The sequence below is a fragment of the Sphingomonas gilva genome (assembly GCF_003515075.1).
Taxonomy (GTDB): Bacteria; Pseudomonadota; Alphaproteobacteria; order Sphingomonadales; family Sphingomonadaceae; genus Sphingomonas; species Sphingomonas gilva.
This window is the reverse complement of record NZ_QWLV01000007.1, coordinates 155,485-176,449: the sequence shown is the minus strand read 5'-3', so window position 1 is coordinate 176,449 and position 20,965 is coordinate 155,485. Positions and strand designations below refer to the sequence as shown.

Annotated in this window: 18 protein-coding genes and 1 tRNA gene; 10 read left to right on the top strand and 9 right to left on the bottom strand. The window is 63.6% G+C overall.

Annotated elements, in window-relative coordinates; all coding sequences use genetic code 11:
- Positions 1-20: 20 nt before the first annotated feature.
- On the bottom strand, positions 21-2,669 hold the full coding sequence (locus tag D1610_RS14155) for a TonB-dependent receptor plug domain-containing protein (RefSeq protein WP_118864825.1): 2,649 nt from the start codon (positions 2,667-2,669) through the stop codon (positions 21-23).
- A 124-nt stretch (positions 2,670-2,793) separates the two neighbouring features.
- Here D1610_RS14155 and D1610_RS14150 point away from each other — a divergent pair, with 124 nt between their 5' ends.
- Complete coding sequence (locus D1610_RS14150; protein WP_118864824.1) at positions 2,794-3,975, top strand: CaiB/BaiF CoA transferase family protein; 1,182 nt, start codon at positions 2,794-2,796, stop codon at positions 3,973-3,975.
- A gap of 9 nt (positions 3,976-3,984) precedes the next feature.
- Here D1610_RS14150 and D1610_RS14145 read toward each other — a convergent pair whose 3' ends face one another.
- The gene (locus D1610_RS14145) at positions 3,985-4,728 is read right to left on the bottom strand and encodes a GntR family transcriptional regulator (RefSeq protein WP_118864823.1); all 744 of its coding nucleotides are present in this window, start codon (positions 4,726-4,728) and stop codon (positions 3,985-3,987) included.
- Positions 4,729-4,955: 227 nt separating this feature from the next.
- On the opposite strand from D1610_RS14145, the gene D1610_RS14140 reads away from it, so the two are divergent.
- The 5 genes from D1610_RS14140 (at position 4,956) to D1610_RS17275 (ending at position 9,753) form a co-directional block, all read left to right on the top strand.
- On the top strand, positions 4,956-5,786 hold the full coding sequence (locus D1610_RS14140) for an HpcH/HpaI aldolase/citrate lyase family protein (RefSeq protein WP_118864822.1): 831 nt from the start codon (positions 4,956-4,958) through the stop codon (positions 5,784-5,786).
- 1 nt (position 5,787) lies between these two features.
- Positions 5,788-6,297 (top strand): MaoC family dehydratase, encoded by a 510-nt coding sequence (locus D1610_RS14135; RefSeq protein WP_118864821.1) that lies wholly within the window; start codon positions 5,788-5,790, stop codon positions 6,295-6,297.
- Positions 6,290-7,993 (top strand): alpha,alpha-trehalase TreA, encoded by a 1,704-nt coding sequence (gene treA / locus D1610_RS14130; RefSeq protein ID WP_118864881.1) that lies wholly within the window; start codon positions 6,290-6,292, stop codon positions 7,991-7,993. The genes D1610_RS14135 and treA overlap by 8 nt, the downstream gene beginning before the upstream one ends.
- Positions 7,984-9,315 carry a sugar MFS transporter gene (locus tag D1610_RS14125; protein WP_118864820.1) on the top strand — a complete coding sequence of 444 codons (1,332 nt, stop codon included), beginning with the start codon at positions 7,984-7,986 and terminating at the stop codon, positions 9,313-9,315. Before treA ends, D1610_RS14125 begins: the two co-directional genes overlap by 10 nt.
- Positions 9,316-9,543: 228 nt before the next feature.
- Positions 9,544-9,753 carry a hypothetical protein gene (locus D1610_RS17275; protein ID WP_118864819.1) on the top strand — a complete coding sequence of 70 codons (210 nt, stop codon included), beginning with the start codon at positions 9,544-9,546 and terminating at the stop codon, positions 9,751-9,753.
- 8 nt (positions 9,754-9,761) lie between these two features.
- Here D1610_RS17275 and D1610_RS14115 read toward each other — a convergent pair whose 3' ends face one another.
- On the bottom strand, positions 9,762-11,240 hold the full coding sequence (locus D1610_RS14115; protein ID WP_118864818.1) for a HEAT repeat domain-containing protein: 1,479 nt from the start codon (positions 11,238-11,240) through the stop codon (positions 9,762-9,764).
- Positions 11,240-11,467 carry a helix-turn-helix domain-containing protein gene (locus D1610_RS14110; RefSeq protein ID WP_182466841.1) on the bottom strand — a complete coding sequence of 76 codons (228 nt, stop codon included), beginning with the start codon at positions 11,465-11,467 and terminating at the stop codon, positions 11,240-11,242. The genes D1610_RS14115 and D1610_RS14110 overlap by 1 nt, the downstream gene beginning before the upstream one ends.
- 86 nt (positions 11,468-11,553) lie before the next feature.
- On the opposite strand from D1610_RS14110, the gene D1610_RS14105 reads away from it, so the two are divergent.
- Positions 11,554-13,317 carry a DNA methyltransferase gene (locus D1610_RS14105; RefSeq protein WP_118864817.1) on the top strand — a complete coding sequence of 588 codons (1,764 nt, stop codon included), beginning with the start codon at positions 11,554-11,556 and terminating at the stop codon, positions 13,315-13,317.
- 51 nt (positions 13,318-13,368) lie between these two features.
- Here D1610_RS14105 and D1610_RS14100 read toward each other — a convergent pair whose 3' ends face one another.
- Positions 13,369-14,379, bottom strand: a complete 1,011-nt coding sequence (locus D1610_RS14100) for a DNA-methyltransferase (protein ID WP_245942259.1) — start codon at positions 14,377-14,379, stop codon at positions 13,369-13,371.
- 66 nt (positions 14,380-14,445) lie between these two features.
- On the opposite strand from D1610_RS14100, the gene D1610_RS17160 reads away from it, so the two are divergent.
- Both D1610_RS17160 and D1610_RS14095 read left to right on the top strand, forming a co-directional pair.
- Positions 14,446-14,667, top strand: a complete 222-nt coding sequence (locus D1610_RS17160; RefSeq protein ID WP_182466840.1) for a helix-turn-helix domain-containing protein — start codon at positions 14,446-14,448, stop codon at positions 14,665-14,667.
- Positions 14,667-15,317, top strand: coding sequence for a PDDEXK family nuclease (locus D1610_RS14095; RefSeq protein WP_182466839.1), 651 nt, complete (start codon positions 14,667-14,669; stop codon positions 15,315-15,317). The genes D1610_RS17160 and D1610_RS14095 overlap by 1 nt, the downstream gene beginning before the upstream one ends.
- Positions 15,318-15,388: 71 nt before the next feature.
- Here the strand turns inward: D1610_RS14095 and D1610_RS14090 are convergent, their stop codons facing one another.
- A complete protein-coding gene (locus D1610_RS14090; RefSeq protein WP_118864815.1) occupies positions 15,389-16,729 on the bottom strand; it encodes a tyrosine-type recombinase/integrase in 1,341 nt (446 codons plus the stop codon).
- Positions 16,730-16,894: 165 nt separating this feature from the next.
- Positions 16,895-16,984 (bottom strand) — tRNA-Ser (locus D1610_RS14085).
- Positions 16,985-17,188: 204 nt separating this feature from the next.
- Here D1610_RS14085 and D1610_RS14080 point away from each other — a divergent pair.
- On the top strand, positions 17,189-18,025 hold the full coding sequence (locus D1610_RS14080; protein WP_118864814.1) for a DUF1134 domain-containing protein: 837 nt from the start codon (positions 17,189-17,191) through the stop codon (positions 18,023-18,025).
- Positions 18,026-18,636: 611 nt separating this feature from the next.
- Here the strand turns inward: D1610_RS14080 and D1610_RS14075 are convergent.
- Together D1610_RS14075 and D1610_RS14070 are read right to left on the bottom strand one after the other, a co-directional pair.
- Positions 18,637-20,793: a TonB-dependent receptor gene (locus D1610_RS14075; RefSeq protein ID WP_118864813.1), complete on the bottom strand. Its 2,157-nt coding sequence runs from the start codon at positions 20,791-20,793 to the stop codon at positions 18,637-18,639.
- Positions 20,790-20,945, bottom strand: a complete 156-nt coding sequence (locus D1610_RS14070; protein WP_245942257.1) for a hypothetical protein — start codon at positions 20,943-20,945, stop codon at positions 20,790-20,792. The genes D1610_RS14075 and D1610_RS14070 overlap by 4 nt, the downstream gene beginning before the upstream one ends.
- Between the last annotated feature and the right edge of the window lie 20 nt (positions 20,946-20,965).

Here is a 20,965-nt window from a genome sequence, read left to right as displayed (position 1 = left end):
TTCCCCCGCCCGTGAGGCAATCACGCGGCCAGCTTCTCCGCCTCCTCGGGGAGCAATGCCGAGGCCGGAGCGGTCGGGTCCGGCTCGGTGGCGCGCGCCGCCGCGACCAAGGCGGCAGCCTTGACCGTGCCGACGCCGCCGCGTGCCGTATAGCCGGCAGGCGGGAACGCCATCCACTTGGGCACCCAATTCTCGACCTTGGCGCGGCCATTCGCACCCGCCAGATGGTCGGCCACGATCTCCTTCAAGGTCTTGGACTTCTCGCCCGCATTGGCGCTGGCGACGGCTTCGCCCGCGACCTCGGCGACGATCCGGCCAAGGACTTCCTTGTCGCGGATCAGCTCGAAGAACGCCGCGTCGGCTTGCCACCACTGCGCCATGTCGACGCCGATATGGCTCCCCACCGCCTCGACGGCGGCGCCGCCAGCGGCCAGCGCCTCGCCGATGACGATGGCGATCACGTCCATCACCGCGCGGTCGGGCAAGTCGAGCAGGCGCAGGAACACACCCGCCAGCCTGTAACCGTCGCAATTGCCGCCGGTCACGGTCGCCTCTTCCGCCGAGAAACCGAGAAGGCCAAGCACCGCGCGGCGTCTCTCGTCGAACTCGGCTTCGCCACGACAGGTTTCGACTGACTCGCGGACCCCATCGTTGCGGGTGGACTGCGGCTCGGGAGTAACCCGGAACAGATGCGAACCGACGATGGCGTGGGCGACCAGCAAGCGCAGCGCGACCTTGGGATGGCCGGTGAGCGCGGCGCGGACGGCGGCGTGCCGGTGCAGGTCGATATAGGTCTGCATCGTGGCCGTAACCTCGGGCCGCGCGGGTTTCTGCCCGGTATCCGGGGCCTCGCCCTTCTCGATACGGCGCGCTTCCTTGCGGGTCACATAGCCCTCGTGGATCGTCACCTCTCCGAACACCTCCTTGACGTTGTACTTGCCATAGGGCTGCGCGACTTGATTGCCGGCGAGCCAGCCGCCGCTGGTAGAGATCGAATCGGCGACGGCGCTCGCGCTGATCTCGCGCCAGTCGAAACCAGCCGCGAGTTGGACGTCCCCGGCCCAGGTCGCGAAGGGCGACCCGCGCACTGCGAGTTCTGCGGCCGATTGCTCGGTCTTGCGGTGCGTAAAGGGTTCGCCAAAGATGTAGTCGAGCGCGGCTTGCGAAGCTGACCCCTCGCCGAAGATGTTGAGCGGCACGCAACCGTTGGCCGGGTTAGTAAGTGTCGAGCGGCAAGCGATCTGTCCGTTGGCCGGATTGACGACCGCGTCGGCAGCGAGACGCGCATTGGCGACATTGACCATCTGCGTGGTGTTCTGGTCGATGAGCGCGCGGCCCCAATCGAAATAGCCCGAAAGCACCCAATCGCCCCCGAGCTTGGCGTCGAACCCGGCCGCGCCGCGATAATAGTCCTGGGTGGTGTGCCCGACACTCTGTCCCCAATCGAGCCCAACGCGGCCGACGCTGATCGTAGCAAGGCCCAGCGTGGCCATCTGACCTCGGACACTGTTCGGCAGGAAGGCGTTGTCAGCACGAATGGCAAAGGCGCTGCCGCCGGAGAATTGCGGGTAGATGAAGGGCAGATCGGATTCGTTACGCGTATAGGTTCCTTCGACGAACAAGCGAATATTGTCGGTAACGTCATAGTCGATATGGCCAAAGCCGGAGATCGTCTTGAGCGGCGCGACGACATTGCCGCGCGGCAGCCACTCGCCATCGCCTCCGACCATGGTCGAGGCGGTGCGAAGAGTGCCATATCGATAGGGCGCGGTCGCGCCCCCGGGGAGGAACTGAGTTCCTTGAAGCGGGCCTGAGGTGATGACGCCGCCACGCGCGAAGTCGGTGCCGGTCACGCCGCAGCGAAAGAGGAAGTTAGGGCCGCCCGCCGAATTCGTGGCGCTGTAGGTCGGGTTCTGGATCGCCTGACAATGCTTCTGGAGCCATGCCCGATCGCTCGTATTGCCGACACCACTTGAGTTGAAATACTCTAGGCTACCCATAACGTGGAGTCGATCATCGAGAAACTTGCCGCCAGCGGCGAGCCCTATCTTTTGTGTGCCGTTGTCGCCACGCTGCGAGACGCCGGCATTGGCACTGGCCTTGAGACCGACAAAATCGCGATCGAGAATATAGTTGACGACGCCAGCGACCGCGTCGCTGCCATAGGCGGCCGATGCGCCGCCCGTGACGATGTCCACCCGCTTGACGAGCAGGTTGGGTAACATGTTTACGTCAACCTGCCCGCCGGCAATCGCCGGAGTGACGCGCCGGCCATCAAACAGAACCAAGGTTCGCGGCGTGCCCGGATCGCTCAAGCCGCGTAGATTGACAAAGGCGTTCACGGGGCTCTGGGGCGAAACGAAGGAGGAGGGGCGCAGCGATCCGCGGAATTGGGGCGCTTGCGAAAGCGCATCTGCGATGGTTGTCGGCGTATTGCGCAGCAATTCGTCGGTCGACAGCACCGTTACCGGATTGGCCGACTGATTGCCGTTGGTCACCACGCGCGAGCCGGTAACGATAATGTCTTCGGCCTGCGCTTGTTCGTCCTGCCCGACACTGGCGTCCTGCGGGTATTCCACGGCCGATTGCGCAGACGCGGCTGTCGCCGCGCACACCATCCCTATCGCTGTCGAAGCCCCAAGCGCGCGGCATAAGCGGTTGCCCATCATTCTCTCCCACTTTGTTATTTGACCTATCGCTATTGCAGCGCCGGACCATTGTCAACAAAGGTCCGATGTGTTTACATAATAGTACGGACTATATGAGCGGTGAACGGCTCGCATGGGAGGATTCATGAAGACACTGCCGCTTACGGGCTTGCGCATCGTTAGCTTCGAACAATTTGGGGCGGCCCCTTACGCCACCATGTTCTTGGCCGATCTCGGCGCGGAGGTGCTCAAGGTTGAGTCCGGGGAAGGAGATTTTGCGCGTCGCACGCGCCCGCTGACACTGGGCGAAGGCGACAGCCTCTATTTCCAGTGCTTCAACTTCAACAAGAAGAGCATTGTGGTCGACCTCAAGGATCCTGGGGACCGCGCCTTCTTCGAAGCCTTGGTGGTTGAAAGCCACGCCGTCGTGAACAACCTGCGCGGCAGCCTGCCGGCAAAGCTCGGCCTCGATTATGCGAGCCTCAACGCGATCAATCCGGCGATCGTGTGCGGGCATATCTCGGCCTATGGCCGGGATAATAGCCGAGCGGACTGGCCGGGCTACGATTTCCTGATGCAGGCCGAAACGGGGCTGATGGCACTGACCGGTGAGCCGGGCAATCCACCGACGCGTATCGGCGTTTCGATGATCGATTATATGAGCGGTATGATGCTGTCGGTCGGCCTCCTCGCCGCAATCCGAGCAGCTGAGCAAAGCGGGCAGGGCGCGAACGTCGATGTGTCGTTGTTCGATGCGGCGATCCACCAGCTCGCCTACCAAGGCACATGGTATTTGAACGATCGCACTGTGACGGCGCGCGCACCGCGTTCGGCCCACCCGTCGACCACGCCCGTCCAGCTCTTCAGGACCGCCGACGGATGGGTCTATGTCGCCTGCATGAACGAGAAGTTCTGGCACCTGCTGACCGATCTAATCGAACGTACGGATCTCGGTCAGGACCCCCACTTTGCGGCATTGGAAGGCCGTCTTGCGAACCGCGATGCGCTGACCGAGATGCTCGATCGAAGCTTCAGTGCGCAGACCACCGCCCATTGGATGAAGCTGCTGGCGGGCAAGCTTCCGATTGCTCCGGTCTACGACCTCGAAGAGGCACTGGAGAACCCGTTCCTTCTCGATGAATCGGGCATGGTGCGCCAGATACCGCACCCGCTGCGTCCCGACATGCGAGCCTTCGCCAACCCGATCCGGGTGAATGGCGAGCGCCTGCCGCAGCGCCCCGGCCCGGCGCTTGGCGCCGACACGGCTGCCGTCAAAGCGGCGACGAAAGCGAAAGCGGCCGACGATCCTGCGCGGGTCCGCTGCTGAGCGCGGCCCTCAGATCTCGAGGCGAAACAGCGTGTTGTATACGAAATCCTCGCTGCGGTGGGTTGTCACCGAAATCTGGAAAATTCGATCTTGCTCATCGAAGTAGCGCCGCACGATCCGGAGCGCCGGCGCCGCTTCGCGATCATGGAGCATTCCGGCCTCTTCACGGCTGAGCGTCACCGCGCTGATGTCCTGCGACACAGCGCTGGCGCGAATATTGTAGGTCTCGGCCAGCCATTGATAGACCGGCCTTCCGCCAAAATCCGCCTTGTCGGGCAACGCGATGCGATGCGCGTCGACATAGACCTGGACGGCCCCAACCGGCCGATTGTCCGCAACGCCGATTCGAACACCTTTGAGGAGATACCACTGCCGCAGCTCCTCGCAGCCGAGCAATCGTGCGAGGGCGCGATCGGCCTGCGTTCGGATTGGCTTCTCGAACGCAACCGTGGTTTCGCGTACATAGTGAAGGAGATCGCTCGCCGAGCTCGTTACATGACGGTAGACCGTGACCGGCGCATGCGAGAGCACGCGCGTTCCCGCCCGCCGCTTACGTTGGATATAGCCTTGTCCTTCGAGGACGCGCAGCGCTTCGCGGATGGTGTAGCGGCTGACCTTGTAAGCGTCACAGAGATCATCCTCCGTCGGTAGCTGAGCGCCGACTTCGAACTCCCCTGCTTCGAGCCGCCCCCGCAGCTTGTCCGCTAGGATCATGTATTTGGCACCGTTTGGCGCTGGATCGGCTTCGCCCATGGCTCTCAGCAATTATCTGTTCCTTCTGCTGTCTGCCACAGAGCGCGTCCGGACGTAACCCTCAGTCGATATCGTACCTTTAGAGGAGTCCTTAGTTATAGTCCGGACTATTGACACCACGGCCGTGGTGCCTCTACTCCGTGGAGAAAGGTCCCGGCGCGGGCCGTCCGGGGCCAGTCGGAGTCCTGTCGGCATGCTCCGGGCCGCCCTCGGCCACGGGATTAGTTATGCGCGCCTTTCGCAGTCTCCTATTCGTGCCTGGCGACCGGCCCGATCGCTTCGCAAAGGCGCTTCAATCGAGCGCCGAGGTCGTGTGCGCGGACTTGGAAGATGCCGTTGCACAGAATGCCAAGGCGGAGGCGCGTCGCAGCGTCCTAGAACTGCTAGAGGAGGGCGACACGGAGCGCCTCGCGATACGCATCAACGGCGTTGTCACGCTTGCAGGACTTGCCGATATCGCGTCGCTTGCGGATGCTTCACGGCTCCCGCGGGCGATCATGTTGCCGAAAGTTGAGCACGCTCGCGACCTTGAGATAGTGGCGCAGCTGCTAGACCGGCGTGTCGACGGGCATTGCGCACCAGCACTGATAGCGCTGGTCGAAACGCCCCGCGGTATTGCCGATGCCGCAAATATTGCACGGTCGCCGCACTGTTCGGCCTTGATGTTTGGCGGGGCCGATCTTGCTGCCGCTTTGGGGGTGGAAATGCATTGGGAACCGCTATTCGCTGCGCGTTCCGCGATTACCCTTGCTGCGGCAGCGGCCGGCGTTCCGGCCATCGACGTACCGCACGTGAACTTAAACGATGCCGATGGCTTGGCCACCGAAGCCGCTCGCGCCCGTTCGCTCGGCTTCTGCGCAAAGGCTGCGATTCATCCCAGCCAGCTCGACGCCATTCACGCTGCCTTCCGCCCCAGCGAGTCATCGGTCAGCGAGGCACGCGCGGCCATCGCGGCCTTCGATGCAGCCGGCGGCAGCGCCATTCAGTTTGGCGGGCGCCTACTCGAGGCCCCCATCATAGCACGCTTCCGGCGCATGCTGGATCTCGCAGGAGCATGAAATGAAGAATGGTGTGATCGAGGTTGCCGAGGGGCGCTATCGCGAGAGTTTCGGCCGTTATTATGAGGAGTTCGCTGTCGGCGATACCTATGAGCATCGGCCAGGACGCACGATCACCGATGCCGATAACACCTGGTTCACCTTGCTCACGATGAACACGCATCCAGCCCATTTCGATGCCGAATATGCCAGAAAGACCGAGTTCGGACGTCCAATAGTGGCAAGTCCGCTGACGGTCGCGATTTTGGTGGGGATGAGCGTGAGTGACGTCAGCCAGAAAGCGGTCGCCAACCTTGGTTGGAAGGACATCACACTGCCGGCGCCGGTTTTTCCCGGTGATACCCTCTACGGCGAATCCGAGGTGACCGAGAAGCGGGAATCCAGGTCGCGACGGGAGCAGGGAATCGTCACGGTGCGGTCGGCCGCGCGCAATCAGCACGGCGTCCTCGTCTGCGAATTTCTAAGGACGATGCTGATCTGGAAGCGTGGGTTCGGACCTGCCGATGACTGATTCCCGCTCATTGGGGAAGGCATCGCGACCGGTCTTCGGTGGCTGCGCGCTCGTGCGGCGCATTACCGCCACCGCGGCGCTGATTGGCTTGTCAATCGGATCATCCGTAGCCGGGCAGCAAGCCACGCCTGCTCCGCCTCCGCCGTCGGTCGTACTAGCGCCCTTTTTCGAAGAGGTGGCACTCAGCGATCTCTTTCCCGACGGGAAGCTTTGGGCGGATGCCGAGCCAAGACGGGCGTCCGCTGAGATTCTACGCGACTATTCGGGCAATCGGCCAGCAAACGATGCTGCGCTCCGCGCCTTTGTCGCAGCCAATTTTAAGCTGGCACCGCCGGTTACGCAGCAGGCTCAGCCTACTTTTGGCTTGCCGCTTCGCGCGCACATAAGAGAGCTCTGGCCGCTGTTGACGCGGAGCACGCCCACGACACCAAGCTGGTCCTCGCTTCTGCCATTGCCCAACCCTTATGTGGTGCCGGGCGGGCGGTTCACCGAAATCTATTATTGGGACAGTTACTTCACCATGCTGGGTTTCGGGCCCGAGCAGGCGAAGCTCCAGCGCGGCATGGTCGACAACTTCGCACACCTGATCACGACCTATGGTCACGTCCCCAACGGCAACCGCAGCTATTATCTCAGTCGGTCGCAGCCGCCCTTCTTCTTCAAGATGGTCGAACTTACCAATCCAGAGCATCCCGCCAAAGCGTTCGCCGCCTACCTGCGCGCCCTCAAGGCCGAATACCGCTATTGGATGAATGGGGCGGATAGGCTCAAGCCCGGCCAAGCAGCGGCACGTGTCGTGCGCATGGCTAACGGCGCGCTGCTCAACCGCTACTGGGATGATCGCGACGCGCCGCGCGACGAGGCATACAGGGTCGATGTCACGGCCGCGACGGCCAGCGGCCGTACTGCGTCCCTCGTCTACCGCAACCTGCGCGCGGGAGCGGAGAGCGGTTGGGACTATAGCTCTCGCTGGTTCGCCGACGGTAAGAGCCTCGGCTCGGTGCGTACCAGCGATATCGTGCCACCCGATCTCAACAGCCTGATGTTCGGGCTCGAAGGCGCGATCGCCGACGGCTGCGCCGAACTTCATGACCAAGCCTGCGTCACCATCTTCCGCGGCAAGGCCAGAGCACGTGCGAGTGCGATGCGTCGCCATCTGTGGAACGGGACGACCGGTCTCTATGACGACTATCTGTGGACCGGGCAGCGGCTCCTCGGCAACGTCTCGGCCGCCAGCCTCTATCCGCTGTTCTTTCGCGTCGCGAGCCAGGCGGAAGCTGACAGCACCGCACGCGTTGTCGAGCGCGAGCTCCTCAAGCCCGGTGGGCTTGTCACCACCAACATCACCACCGGCCAGCAATGGGATGCGCCCAATGGCTGGGCACCGCTCCAGTGGATCGCGGTGGGCGGCCTGAGGAATTACGGTGAGACGCAGCTCGCCGAAACGATCGCCCGGCGCTGGCTGACCACCGTCGCCAAGGTCTATGCCGACACCGGCAAGCTTCTCGAGAAGTATGATGTGGTGACGCTGAGGCCCGGTGGCGGCGGTGAATATCCGCTCCAGGATGGCTTCGGCTGGACCAACGGCACAACCATCGGCCTCATGAAGCTGTATCCCGGTGTGCCCGGATCAATCTCAAAGCCCGCGATCACGGCGTCTGGCGACAGCGCTGCCAGGAGTACGCCATGGCCCTAATTTCCCAGCCCGGCGCGGCACCTGCCGCGGCCACAACCGGCTCGGTCGCCGACCTTCGCGGGTTCGTGTTCGCGCTGTTCTTCATCTTCGGCGGCATCACCAGCCTGAACGACGTGCTGATCCCGAAGCTCAAGCATCTCTTCGCCTTGAGCTACGCGGAGGTGATGCTGGTCCAGTCGGCGTTCTTCCTCGCCTATCTGCTGATTTCGCTGCCCGCTGCGATGCTGGTCCAGAAGCTCGGCTATATGCGCACCGCCGTCGCAGGCCTGCTCACTATGACCGCCGGCTGCCTGCTGTTCCTTCCCGCCTCCTCCTCCGGCCTGTTTGTCACCTTCCTCGCTGCGCTGTTTGTGCTCGCCTCCGGCATCACCATCGTCCAAGTCGTCGCAAACCCGCTGATCTCGATGCTCGGCGAACCCCGCACCGCGCACAGTCGCCTGACGTTCGCCCAGGCCTTCAATTCCTTGGGCACCACCATCTTCCCCTATGTCGGCGCGATTCTGATCCTCGGCAGCCTTGCCACCGTCGATGAGAACAGGCTTTCCGGCGAAGCACTCACCGCCTTCCGAGCGGCCGAGACCCGCGTCATCGACCGCACCTATCTCGGCCTCGCAGCTGCCCTCGTCTTGGTCGCTGCGATGGTCTGGCTACGCCGCGACCGGCTGCGCGAAGAGCGGCGATCGGTGACCAACCCCTTGCGCTCGCTCGACCTGCTCAAGCGCCCGCGCTTTGCGTTCGGAGCGGCTGGAATCTTCGTGTATGTCGGGGCTGAGGTCGCGATCGGCAGTCTGCTCGCCAACTATCTGATGCAGCCCGACACGCTGGCGCTTGAGCCCCAGGCCGCGGGGGAGCGCGTCGCCTTTTACTGGGGCGGCGCCATGATTGGTCGGTTTATCGGCACTTGGCTACTGCGCCGCTTCCCGCCCGCCAATGTGCTTGGAAACGTGGCCTTGGGCGCCATTGCGCTGCTCGCCCTCTCCGGTTTCACCACCGGCACGCTCTCAGGCACCACTCTTGTCCTGGTGGGACTCACCAACGCGATCATGTTCCCGACCATTTTCAGTCTCGCATCGGAGGGTCTTGGTCCCCGCGCTGCAGAGGGCTCAGGAATCATTTGCATGGCAATTGTCGGCGGAGCCATCGTGCCACCGCTCACCGGGTTTGTCGCAGATGCAACAACGCTTCGGGCAGCACTTGTCGTGCCCGCCCTCTGTTACGCGGCTATCGCCGCGTTCGCGCTATACTGCCGAATACATCCGGAACAGGATGCCGCCGCGCACCCCGTTGATGTCACGATGCCCGCCACCGCTCCCGTGAGCTAGGGCCTGTGAATGGATGCGGATGTCCACGCTTGGGAGCCAGGCAGCCGCTTTCATCTGCGATGGCAAGACGATTGGCTTCGCTGTCAGCGAGAGCACTAAGCACGAGAAGCATGTGCTGACCGAGAAGGACAGGCCGAGGAGGATGCTGACGCGGCAAGTGGGAGCGCCTGTGGAATCGGAACAGATGGACGACCTGGACTTCGACTTCTCCCGGCCGCGCTTTCCGGAATGGGATTATCCTCCCACGGGCCAGCTCTCGAGCTCGATCAGTCTTACCTCTGGGACGGTACTCCACGGCGGTCGTTCCGCGACGCCAAGATCCAGCGGCTGGAAGCCATGGCAGGCGACATCACCGTGGGCGTGGCGGTGCTCGCGGCGGTGATGAAAGAGTACCGGCTTCGCCGAGAGGAAGAAGGGCGCCGACGTGAAGAGGAGTGACACGGTACCTAATTTACGGGCGCATAGAGATCCTGCTTCAGCAAAAACGCGAAGTTGACCACGGCATCTTCCGCTGTGAGCCAGTTGGCGCCATGAGCCATCAATAGCATTGGTTCGAGCTGGGCTAGCAGGGGCGAACCGCGCAATCCCTCGCGCACCAGCTTTGGCTCAAGGCGTCCGAGTGTCGCCATGCCCCAGGCGAAGTCGGAGCCGCTTTGCTCGATCGCCTTCACCAGCACCTCAAGTACCTTTCGCCCGCCGATGACGCGCAGCGCTTCAGATGCCGCCGGTGCAAGGCTTGGCTCCCCATTTGAGAGAGCACGGACCAGCCGCTGGACGATAGGACGGGGCGTGTCGTGACCGAACGCCGCGATTGCGTGAAAAGCGACATTCTCGTCCGCGTCGTTCAGATAGGGTAGAAGGTCGTGGTACGCTTTCACGCCAGCCTTACCCAAGCCCCAGATGGCGGCTTGCCGACGTTCGTCGCCTTCGAAATCCGGATCGGCCGCAAGTTGGGCAAGTTGCTCGCGCGCGAAGTCTCCACCGATCTCGGTGAGAATGAGGATGGCTTCCATGCTCAGATCGGCAGCATCATCGCTCCACAGGAAGTCGGCAATACGGCCTTGTCCCGCAGCCAAGCCAAGTGCTGTTGCCGTGCCGGCGACCTCCAAGGCAACCCGGGCCTCGCGCTCGCTTTTCAAGGCCCTCTCCAAGAGCGGTAACGCGGCTTGCTCACGTTCCGGACGGAAGCGCACCGCCTTTGCCGCGGCATAGCGATCGACCGCCCGAGCGCTTCGCAGGCCTTTCACCGGATCGTACCGGCGCGCGAGATGCGGCGAGAGGTCGGCCATCCGGTCCGGCACCCCGGCAAGAAATGTCATGCCAGCCTCGAACCGATCACCGGCTGCGACATAGACGTTCCGACCTGCCACGTTGAACGACTGTTTACGGGCGGGCTCCTCCATCTGGACGAGCAGCTTGTCCCGCGTGACGGACAACACCGTTCCTGACCTCTTTGGTACGGTCGAGGGCCAAGTCCGATCGCGCTCGGCGCCCTCGGATGCCGATTTGGCTGGTCCTAATATAGATTTCCGGGCCGACCGCCTGAGTGAGCCGATGTCGAAATACGCCGCGTGATCGGCGGGGAATGGTCCACCCGGGCCGTTCCGGCACGCGATGAACGCGACAACGTCCTCGTCCTCGGCGCCTGCGTCCCAGACACGGTCGGGGTTGGCCGGCGCATCGCTCATCTTAATCGTCAACGCGCTCTTGGCCCTGACCTCCACCTTCAGGCCGGTCTTCACACATATCAGGTCGGGCAGCCGCAGCCGCTTGACCTTCGTCGCCCAGATCTTGTTCGACGTGCAGTAGCGCTCGAGCTCGATGGGCTCGAAACCCAGTCCCTCGAGTTCCGCAATCACCTGCCGCGTCCCACGGGCGCCCATCGTAAGATATCGCAGGAAGCTGGAATCGACCTTGAATCCCATCAGGCGCCCCCCTCATCCTCGAGAAGAACGGTGGCGGGAACACCCAACGCTTGGGCGATCTTGAAGATATTCTCGAGCGAGACGTTGCGCTCTCGGCGCTCCACTGAGCTGATGTAGGTGCGATGGAGCTGGGCACGCGACGCAAGCTCTTCCTGCGAGATGCCGCTGGCTTGTCGTAGCCGTCGGATATTCCGGGCGAGTATGGTCTTAGGGTCAGTTTGGCCCACTATCTTGCCCCGTCCGAACTTGCGGCGAAGCTAGGAACGTGTAAACGATAGGTCTACAGACTCTGAGTTTCACATCTGGAACTGCGATGCCCCTGGATATCGATGGCCTCCCCTCGACCGTGACCGCGCCACGCACCGATCCGGTCTATAATTGCCACGCCTATCTGACCAAGGTTCCGATCGCCGCAATCGTGCCGTTCATCGACACCTTCTCCAAGCCCGGTGAACTGATCGCCGACTTTTTTGCGGGCTCGGGCATGACGGGCCTTGCGGCACGCTCCCGGGGTCGTCGCGCGGCGCTCAGCGACATTTCCGTCCTCGGCCAGCATATCTGCTCGGGGTATCTGGCGGAGGTTGCGGCCGGCCAGCTCCGCATTGTCGCGGCACAGGTCGCAGCCGAAGCGCGCTTGGCCATCGGCAACCTTTATCAGACTCGGCGTGAGGCCGATGGCGCGGATATCGAAATGGTCCGCGCGGTCTGGTCGTTCACCTATTACTGCCCCGCATGCGCCGAGCAGATGGTCTATTTCGAGCATGTCTCACCGGACGGCGCTCCACCCAAACAATGCCCTTCGTGCGAAGCGCCGTTCGAGCGGCGGCGCTGGAAACGCGGCGAGGATGTGCCAGTCGAAGTCGTTGTCGATGGCGTCTCGGGCAAACAGGTCGCCCAGACCATCAGCCCTTTGGACGAAACCCGCATCGCCCTCGCGCTCGCAGACCCGCGCATGACGCTGGTGCCGTCACAGTCGATCGACTCGACCCGTGAAATGTATAGCCGATCGGGGCTTGGGAAGGCCGGCTTGACCCGCACTGCCGATTTCTTCTCAGCCCGTAACGCCATCGCCTTGCTCGAACTGTGGCGGGCCATCGAGAGGGTCAACGACGCCGATATCCAGAAGAAGTTGCGTTTCGCCTTCACCGCGATCCTGCCGAGGGCGTCGCGGCGCTATCAGTGGAGCGCCAAGCGTCCACTCAACGCCCAGAACCAGACCTACTACATTGCACCTGTCTATTATGAATGGAACATCTTCGAGCTATTCGGGCGCAAGGTTGAAGCCGCGATCCGCGCGGACCTAGAGCTGGCCAGTCAGCAAGGCGATGCCGCGCCCGAGGCGGTGACCTATGGCCTGGCGTCTGCCGATCGGCTCGCACACCTAAAGGATGCGTCGGTCGACTATGTCTTCACCGACCCGCCGTTCGGCAGCAATATCTTCTACAGCGATATGAGCCTGTTCCATGAGGCATGGCTCGGCACGACGACCGCCAATGCGTCGGAGGCGGTGGTCCACACGACGGGCACGCGCAAGGCCGGCTCGTCCGAACGCTACGAGACGTTGCTGCGCGGCGCTTTCTCGGAGGCCTTCCGCGTCCTCCGGCCCGGCCGCTTCATGTCGGTCGTGTTCGGCAACAGCAATGGCCGGATCTGGGGACTGGTGCAGCGGGCGCTGCGCGACGCCGGTTTCGTCGGCGCCCCCATCCATGTCGCGATCCTCGACAAGGGCCAGCGCTCCGTGAAAGGTCTCAGTTCAGGATCGGAGGGCGTGGTGACAGTCGATCTCATCATCACGGTGCAGAAACCTGATGCGGCGGGCGCGGAGATCATGGAGAAGCCGGAGCCAGCCGACGCAGCGGAGCTGATCAGGGAGGCAATCGCCGGGATGAGAATCGGGTCGATGCCCAGTCCCAGTCATCTCTATGCAGACATCCTGCGGCGCGCGATCGAACGCCACCTCCTTCTTGATGAGCTGCATCTGAGCGACGTTCTGATCGCGCTTCGACAGGCGGGTTATGGCGTCGATCGCAAGACGGGACTTCTTCAGGCGCAGGCAATGGATCGCGTGGCGGCCTGAAGCCGCCGCACTGTGATCGGCTCGGGAGCAATTGATTAGTCGCGCGGCCGGCTACTCGGCGGCCTCGAACATTTCCGTCTGCGGGAGATACTCTCGCAAATCCACGGTCTCACCGGCGGCCACCCGATCATGGGCGTCCCGCATCCGATCGGCGGCCGTCGTCTTGGGCAGGAAGCGGAAGACACTCGCCGCGAGATAGTCGAGCCGTTCCTCGAAGGCGAGCCAGTGACGGCCCTCGACTTCGGCGACGGCGCCGGTCGTGTTCGAACCCGCGAAGATATCCAGCACCGTATCACCGGGATCGGTGAGGAAGCGGATGAAGAATTCCGGCAGTTTGGCCGGGAAGCGTGCCGGATGACGGTCCGCACCGACCAGCTTGCATCCCGCAACATAGCCGCCATTCGACTCGGTGTTGGGGATCTGCAGCAGGTTCGACGGGATCGCGCCGCCATTGTCCTTGCCGAAGCCAGCGCCGATATCATGACCCGAAGGGCGTACCTTCGGAGTGTAGAATTTCTCCGGGTCCTCAATCAGCTTCATCATCCGATCCGAGTAAGGGACGAGCACCTTACGCACGTCGGCCTTCGGCCACTCAGTTTTCGAGAACCACCAGAGGTTGTTTACCGAATCCTTCGTGCGGATTTTGCGCTTATTGACCCACTCGATCGGGCTCGGCAGCTTCGCCGGATTGTACCAGTAGAAATCCTCGGCGAGGAAGAAGCCGACCTCGTCGCAGAAACGGAGCGGCAGCCGCAGATGATAGAGGCTGCGCGCGGGCACGCCCTTCTGGTAGGCGCCGCCGACGTCCATCACGAAGCTGCCGGTCGGCTTGAGCTTCACGTAGACCAGCGAGGCGAAGTCCATCAGCCAGTCGAGATACTCGGCCTGGTCGCGGTTGCCATAGGCTTTCTGCCTCTGGAGCGCGAACGGCGGCGAAGTCATCACCAGGTCCAGGCTCTCGTCGGGCAGGCACTTCAGCAGCTCGCGGGAGTCGCCGCAAAAGGCCGAACCGCTCTTGGTGGCGTAGGCTGGCTCCAGCCCGGATAACGCGTCAATCTTCAACGACAAACTCCCGATCACACCTATAGTGTGTAGACTCATAGTGGTCGCCGTTCAACGCTGATCTGCGTGATAAGTGACGATCCCGATAGTGCACGAGTTGTCCTCGCCCGCAACCTGCGAAAGCTGCGCGCCGAGCGATCGCTGAGCCAGGAGGCGCTGGCCGACCTGGCGGGCATGCATCGCAATTATCTCGGCGGGGTAGAGCGCTGCGAGCGTAACGTCGGAATCGACAACCTCGAGAAATTATCCAGGGCGCTTGGCGTCGGCATCGCCGAACTGGTCTCCTGATGGCGCGACACTCGGACTGGGAAAAGCTGGAGCGGCTAATGCCCGCCGTCCGAGAATTCCAGGCTCTGGCGAGCGAACACGGCATCGACGACATCTTCCAGGACAATGGCGGCAAGATTCTGCAAATGCTGCTGGCCCTCAATCTCCAGGGCATTCCTGGTCGCGAGGGGAACGACGCGGTCGATGTCGAAGGTCGCGAATATGAGCTCAAAAGCGTCAATATCTGGCTGACCGCCGGCTTCTCCACCAACCATCACATCAACGTGCCCATTATCAATAAGTACCGGCAGGTTTGCTGGGTATTCGCGATCTACGAAGGGATCGAGATGCGACGGGCCTATTTCATGCCGGCCGAGAAGCTCGAAGTATACTTTTCGGCCTGGGAGCAGAAGTGGCTGGGGAGCCAAAAGGACATCAACAATCCCAAGGTGCCGCTCCAATTCGTGATCGACAACGGCGAGCTCCTCTATGCGGACGAACGGGAACTCGATCTCGCGCGGGCTTCGGCGATTAGGGCGGCTCGCACGAAAGCATCGGCGGATCGCAAAAAAGCCAAGGCGTCGGCACAGGAGGAACTGGCGCTTGGCGCCGGCGAGGCGGCCGAGGATAATCCGGTTGCCATAGTCCGACGTAGAAGGCGACGCTCTTAAGCGCGTCCCGTCGTTTTTCGGTCCCGGAAGAAGCGGCGGGCTGTTTCCGATCGAATAGTGGCCGGTAGTGGCTAAGCAGCCTTTGATCTCTCGGGAAACCTGAAATCGGCCGGCACAGCCCGGGGCAGCCGTCGCCGGGAATGGTCGCCGATTGGCTTCGACGGCCGCTCAACAAGGACGACAGGCGCGGGTAGCCCCTTCGAAACCATGTCGGCCCAAACCTGCGCCAGTTCTCGACGCCGTGGCATGTAGGCGGCGCGATTATAGGCTCCTTCGACCTTCTCCTTGGGAACATGAGCAAGCATGAGATCAATGATCTTGCGATCATGCTCCTTGCCCTCTCGTTCAGCCCACTCGTTCATGATCGTCGAAAATGTCGCTCGAAACCCGTGCGGTACGTGATGACCATGGTAACCTGCACGATTGAGTAGATAGCCAATGGCGTTCTCGCTCATAGGCCGGTGGGCATGCCTGTTGCTCGGAAACAAGAGCTCACAACCGCCAGTCAGCGGCCACAGTGCGCGAAGCACGGTGACAGCCTGACTTGTGAGCGGGACGAGGTGATCGCCACCTAGCTCTTCTTTCCGATCGAGGTTGCCCTTCATCCGAGCGGCAGGAATGCACCAAAGAGCCCTCGGTCCATTCAGTTCTCCGAACTCGTCCCATCGGGCACCGCGCAGCTCGTTGGGGCGGACCGCGGTGAGCGCAAGAAATCGGAGCGCGAGGCGGGTGACAGGCCGAGCATAGTCCTCCTCCGCATCCTTGATCATCTGCCGGAGCCGCGCGAGATCCGTGATCGCCGGCTGCCTTCCCCGTCGAAGCGGCTTAAGCACCGCGCCCAGCTTCTCGGCCGGATCGGTCTGCGCCATACCTTGGGCGATCGCGTACACAAAGACTGCCGAAATCCGCTGGCGCACGCGCTTGGCAGTTTCGATCGACCCGCGGTCTTCGATCGCCCTGAGAACTTCGAGAATCTTCGGCGGCGTCAGCTCGGAAATGGGCAGCGCTCCGATGCCGGGAAATGCGTCACGCTCCAGACTACGCAGCACGTCGTCGGCATGTACGGCCGCCCACTGCGCCTTGTACGTCTTATGCCATTCGCGCGCGACGCGTTCGAACGTGTTGCGACCCGCCTCGATGTTGGCTTCAATCCTGAGTTTCTTAACCACCGTTGGGTCCTTGCCTTGGTCGAGCAGGGCTCGGGCTTCGTCCCGCTTGGCGCGCGCGTCGAGGAGGCTGACCATCGGATAAATGCCGAGCGCCATCGTCTTCTGCTTGCCGTCATAGGCGAAGCCCCATCGCCAGAGCTTTCCGCCGCTCGGGGAAACCAGCAGATAAAGTCGATGACTGTCTGTGAGCTTGTAGGGTTTGGCTTGCGGCTTAGCGGACCGCACTTTTGCGTCGTTCAGCAAGGTCTGTCTCCGATACCACGTTTTTCCATGCCGGTACCACGCGCCGAGACCACGCCAAGGACGGAGGCGTGCGGACGGCTGTGGTCGATCTGACCCGCTAAGCGTCAGTTTTCAGGGGAAACGTCAATCTCGGTGGACTTCTACGGACCCCTGCGGAAGGGGTCCTGGCGGAGACGGAGGGATTCGAACCCTCGATACGGTTGCCCGTATGACGCTTTAGCAAAGCGTTGGTTTCAGCCACTCACCCACGTCTCCGGATGGCCAGCAGGCCGCGGGCTATAGCGGGGGGCGGGCCGGACGGTCAACGGCCAGTTTGGCGCATTCGGCCGCGCAGCGGGACTCGCTCTGGCGCGAATCGGATTCGGCTCGTCGCGCGCCCTGCCCCCGTTCATTGCCGGTGCAGGCGCGATCTGCGTTAATCACCCCAATTGGGTCGCATCCCCGGGGGGTTATTCAGCGATGTTACGTCACCTACGCCTGTCCATCGCCGCCGCCGCGCTGCTGCTGATGGGCGCAACGCCGCTCGCCGCGCAGATCCGCGAGATCGATCCCAACGAGGCGATCGACGCCGATCTGGCGCCCGGTTACGATCCGCAGGCGGAAACGCAGAACCAGAACCCGCCCAGCTACACCTATGACGATCCCGCCGTGCCCGCCGATCCCGTGGTGCCGCAGGATCAGCAGGCGCAGCAACAGCAAGAACAGCAGCCATATGAGCAGCAGCAGGAGCAGGCGGTCACGGTGCCGCCCGCGCCCGGCAGCACGCTGCCCCAGCCGTCGATCGACGGCCAATACACCGCCACCGCCGACGCCAATACCTACAAGCGTGACGATCTGATCAACGCCGCCGAAGGCGTGTTCGGCAAGGGCGCCGAGGGGCTGGCCGGCATCATCGAGGATATCCTGAGCGATCAGGGCGAGCCCAACGCCTATATCGCCGGGCAGGAGGCGTCGGGCGCGTTCGTCGTCGGCCTGCGCTACGGCTCGGGCACGATGTTCCACAAGATCGAGGGCCAGCGCCCGGTCTATTGGACGGGACCGTCGGTCGGCTTCGACGTGGGCGGCGACGCCAACAAGACCTTCGTGCTGGTCTACAACCTCTACGACAGCCAGGAACTCTACAAGCGGTTCCCGGCGGCGGAAGGCCGCGTCTATTTCGTCGGCGGGTTCGCCGCGTCGTACATGCGCAGCGGCGACACCGTGCTGATCCCGATCCGCATGGGCGTCGGCTGGCGGCTGGGCGCCAACGTCGGCTACATGAAGTTCTCCGAAAAGCAGAAGTGGCTGCCGTTCTAGGGTCCAAACCCAATTAGGACAGGGTCGTGACGGAGCGGATTTTGGCGCACGGCTAGGAGCAAGGAGGGAGCGATGCTGAAGCATCGTGACCGACGCGCGGCCGGGCCCCCGCAAAGTAATACTTTGCGGGGAGCCCCGACGCCGCTGTGCGCCAAAAGCCGCCCGCCGCCGAGGCGGTCGCCCGGAGAGGCCCGCTGGATGTGCAGGTGGAACGATGCCCCGCATCGTTCCAGCCGTGTCCGGGGGACACGGCGGCCTGCACATCCGTCGCTTGCTTGCGCGTAGCACCAGCTACGCGTCTGCGCCGCGCTCCTTGCCAGATGGTCGGGTGAAGCTGCCCCCGGCAGCTTCAGCCATGTCCGGGGGACATGGCGGCCCGGCCATCCTCTCCGGGCGATCACGATCCCTGTCCTAATTGGGTTTGGACCCTAGGGCGCAGCGCCGCGCGGCCACGACCGCGCGATCAGCGCAAGCCCGGCCAGCGGGCAAAGCCCGTCCGCCGGCGCGAGCTTTGCTCGCGGCGGCTGCGGCCTGAGAATAGCTGAACCAGGCGCTCTCACCGGGCGCACAAAGCCCGGGGCCGGGCGAAACATTGCCCGGCCCCTCGCCTTCTAAAGCTCGATCGAGGCCGACAGCTTCACCGTCCGCGGCGCCCCCTGCAGCACGCTCGGCGAGAAGCTGTCATAAGCCGATTGCCAATAGCTTTCGTTCGTGACGTTATCGACCGTCAGCCTCAATGTCAGCGGGCGTTCCGCCACCGCGACGACATAGCGCGCGCCCAGATCGAAGCGCGTCCAGCCGGGAATCTCCAGCGTGTTCGCCGCATCCACCCACTGCGCGCCGGTGTCGACCACCCGTCCGGTCAACGTCGCGCCGGGGACGAACGGCAGGTCCCATTCGACATGGGCGTTGATCGTATAGTCGGGCACCCCGACCGCGCTGTTGCCCTCGTTCGCGGCGCCGCCGGTGTTGGTCAGCTTCGCCTCGGTGATCGACGCGCCGCCGATGAAGCGCAGCCCGCGCGCCAGCTCGCCGTCCAGCGCCAGCTCGATCCCGCGATTGCGCTGCTCGCCCTCGACCACGAAGACGCGCGGCCCGTCGGGATCGGACGCGTCGACCGGCCGGGTGAAGCTGCTCGGCTGCCTGGTCTGATAGAGCGCCAGGCTGGCGTTGAACCGCCCCAGCGCCAGCTTTCCGCCCACCTCATACTGCGCCGATACGAACGGCGCGAACACCTCGCCCGAATTGACCAGCAGCGGATCGATCGGCGCGGTCGGCCCCTGCGCCAGGCCCTCGATGCGGTTGGCGTAGAGCGACAGGCCTTCCGCCGGCTTGACCACCAGCCCAACGACGGGGCTCGCCGCATTCTCGCGATACTCGGTGTCGAGCGATCCGTCGCTGTAGAGATAGCTCTTCACATTGATCGCCTGCAGCCGCAGGCCGCCGGTCAAAAGCACATGATCGCCGAGGATGCCGATCGTGTCCGAGGCGAACGCGCTGCCTAGCCGCACGCGGCCGACCGCGAACGGATCGTCGAGATCGCCGCCGACGAAACCGGTCGGCGGCAGCGGCATCGCCGGCGTATCATATAGATTGGTCGCAAACCCGTCGAAGCCGCCGAGGAAGTCGTAGGCGTTGCGGTTGACCTGGCGGATCAGCGACCCGCCGAAATTGATCTCGTGGCTGATGCCGCCGCCCGCCAGCTTTACCCGCAAGCCTGCCTGCGCGGCCTCGTTGTTGTCGGTGCGCGGCACGAACAGCGCGCTGCCTGTCGCGGCACCCGTCGTCGCATTGACCACTTCCACGCCGCTATAGATGCCGTCCTCTGACCCGTCGCGCGCGCCGAACGCGGCATAGACCATCGCGTTGTCGGACAGGTCGTATTCGCCGCGCACCACGCCGAACAGGTCGGTCAGCTCGGTGAAGGTCCAGGGCTGGGCGTAGTTGGTGCCCGCGGGCGGGGGCGCCGGCACCTCTGTCAGCCCCGCGCCGATCGTCACCTTGGGCCGCAGCCGGTCGACCTCGACGCGCTGATAGGCGACGTCCAGCGAGAGGCGCGCGCGGCTTCCGCGCCAGTCGAGCCCCGCGCCGATCACTGCGGTGCGGCGGAATTCGTCGTCCACCGATACGTCGCCGGCGCGGTAGGCGCCGTTCACCCGGATGCCGAAAGCGCCGCCGCCGAAGCGCCGCGCGACGTCGAACGCTCCGCCGAAATGCCCGCTTTCGGTGAAGTTGGCGGTGACCCGCGTCAGCGGCCGTTCGGCGCGCTTGAGCATCAGGTTGACGTTGCCGCCGATGCCCGATCCGCCGGGGGCGGCGCCGTTCAGGAACGCGCTCGCGCCGTTCAGCACCTGCACGCTGTCGTACAGCTCGGGCGCGATCAGCTGGCGCGGGGTGATTCCGTAGAGGCCGTCGATCGCGATATCGTCGCCGAACAGCGGAAAACCGCGGATGATGAACAGCTCGGCCGCATTGCCGAAGCCGTAGCTCAGCCGCACCGAAGGGTCGTTCTCCAGCACCTGCCCCAGCGTCTGCGGCTGCTGGTTGAGGATCAGCGCCTCCGAATAGCTCTTGATCGCGAAGGGCACGTCCTCCGCCGGCTTGTCGCCCAGCACGCCGACGCTGCCGCCGCGCTCCACCTGTGTGCGGTTCTCGCGCTGCGCCGTGACGATGATGTCCTCGCCACTTTCGGCATCCTGCGCGAAGGCAGGGGCGGCGAGCGCGATGGCGGCGGCGCCGGCAAGCAGACGCGTGGCGAAGCTGGTCAAGATTTCCCCCGGAATTGTCGATGATGATAAGCCCAGCCCGCCGCGCCGACGGGCACGCCAAGCGTCAGCCAGGACAGGATGTCGCGCACTCCCTCACCGGTTAATGCGCTGACCAGTCCGATGACGCTGAGCACGGCGATCACGATCGGCATCGCGAACACCCGCCACAAGG

Bases quoted from the DNA above. Each gene is read 5' to 3' on its own strand.
- D1610_RS14155 (WP_118864825.1), bottom strand. From the start codon at position 2,669: ATGATGGGCAACCGCTTATGCCGCGCGCTTGGGGCTTCGACAGCGATA.
- D1610_RS14150 (WP_118864824.1), top strand. From the start codon at position 2,794: ATGAAGACACTGCCGCTTACGGGCTTGCGCATCGTTAGCTTCGAACAA.
- D1610_RS14145 (WP_118864823.1), bottom strand. From the start codon at position 4,728: ATGGGCGAAGCCGATCCAGCGCCAAACGGTGCCAAATACATGATCCTA.
- D1610_RS14140 (WP_118864822.1), top strand. From the start codon at position 4,956: ATGCGCGCCTTTCGCAGTCTCCTATTCGTGCCTGGCGACCGGCCCGAT.
- D1610_RS14135 (WP_118864821.1), top strand. From the start codon at position 5,788: ATGAAGAATGGTGTGATCGAGGTTGCCGAGGGGCGCTATCGCGAGAGT.
- treA (WP_118864881.1), top strand. From the start codon at position 6,290: ATGACTGATTCCCGCTCATTGGGGAAGGCATCGCGACCGGTCTTCGGT.
- D1610_RS14125 (WP_118864820.1), top strand. From the start codon at position 7,984: ATGGCCCTAATTTCCCAGCCCGGCGCGGCACCTGCCGCGGCCACAACC.
- D1610_RS17275 (WP_118864819.1), top strand. From the start codon at position 9,544: ATGGGATTATCCTCCCACGGGCCAGCTCTCGAGCTCGATCAGTCTTAC.
- D1610_RS14115 (WP_118864818.1), bottom strand. From the start codon at position 11,240: ATGGGATTCAAGGTCGATTCCAGCTTCCTGCGATATCTTACGATGGGC.
- D1610_RS14105 (WP_118864817.1), top strand. From the start codon at position 11,554: ATGCCCCTGGATATCGATGGCCTCCCCTCGACCGTGACCGCGCCACGC.
- D1610_RS14095 (WP_182466839.1), top strand. From the start codon at position 14,667: ATGGCGCGACACTCGGACTGGGAAAAGCTGGAGCGGCTAATGCCCGCC.
- D1610_RS14080 (WP_118864814.1), top strand. From the start codon at position 17,189: ATGTTACGTCACCTACGCCTGTCCATCGCCGCCGCCGCGCTGCTGCTG.
- D1610_RS14070 (WP_245942257.1), bottom strand. From the start codon at position 20,945: ATGCCGATCGTGATCGCCGTGCTCAGCGTCATCGGACTGGTCAGCGCA.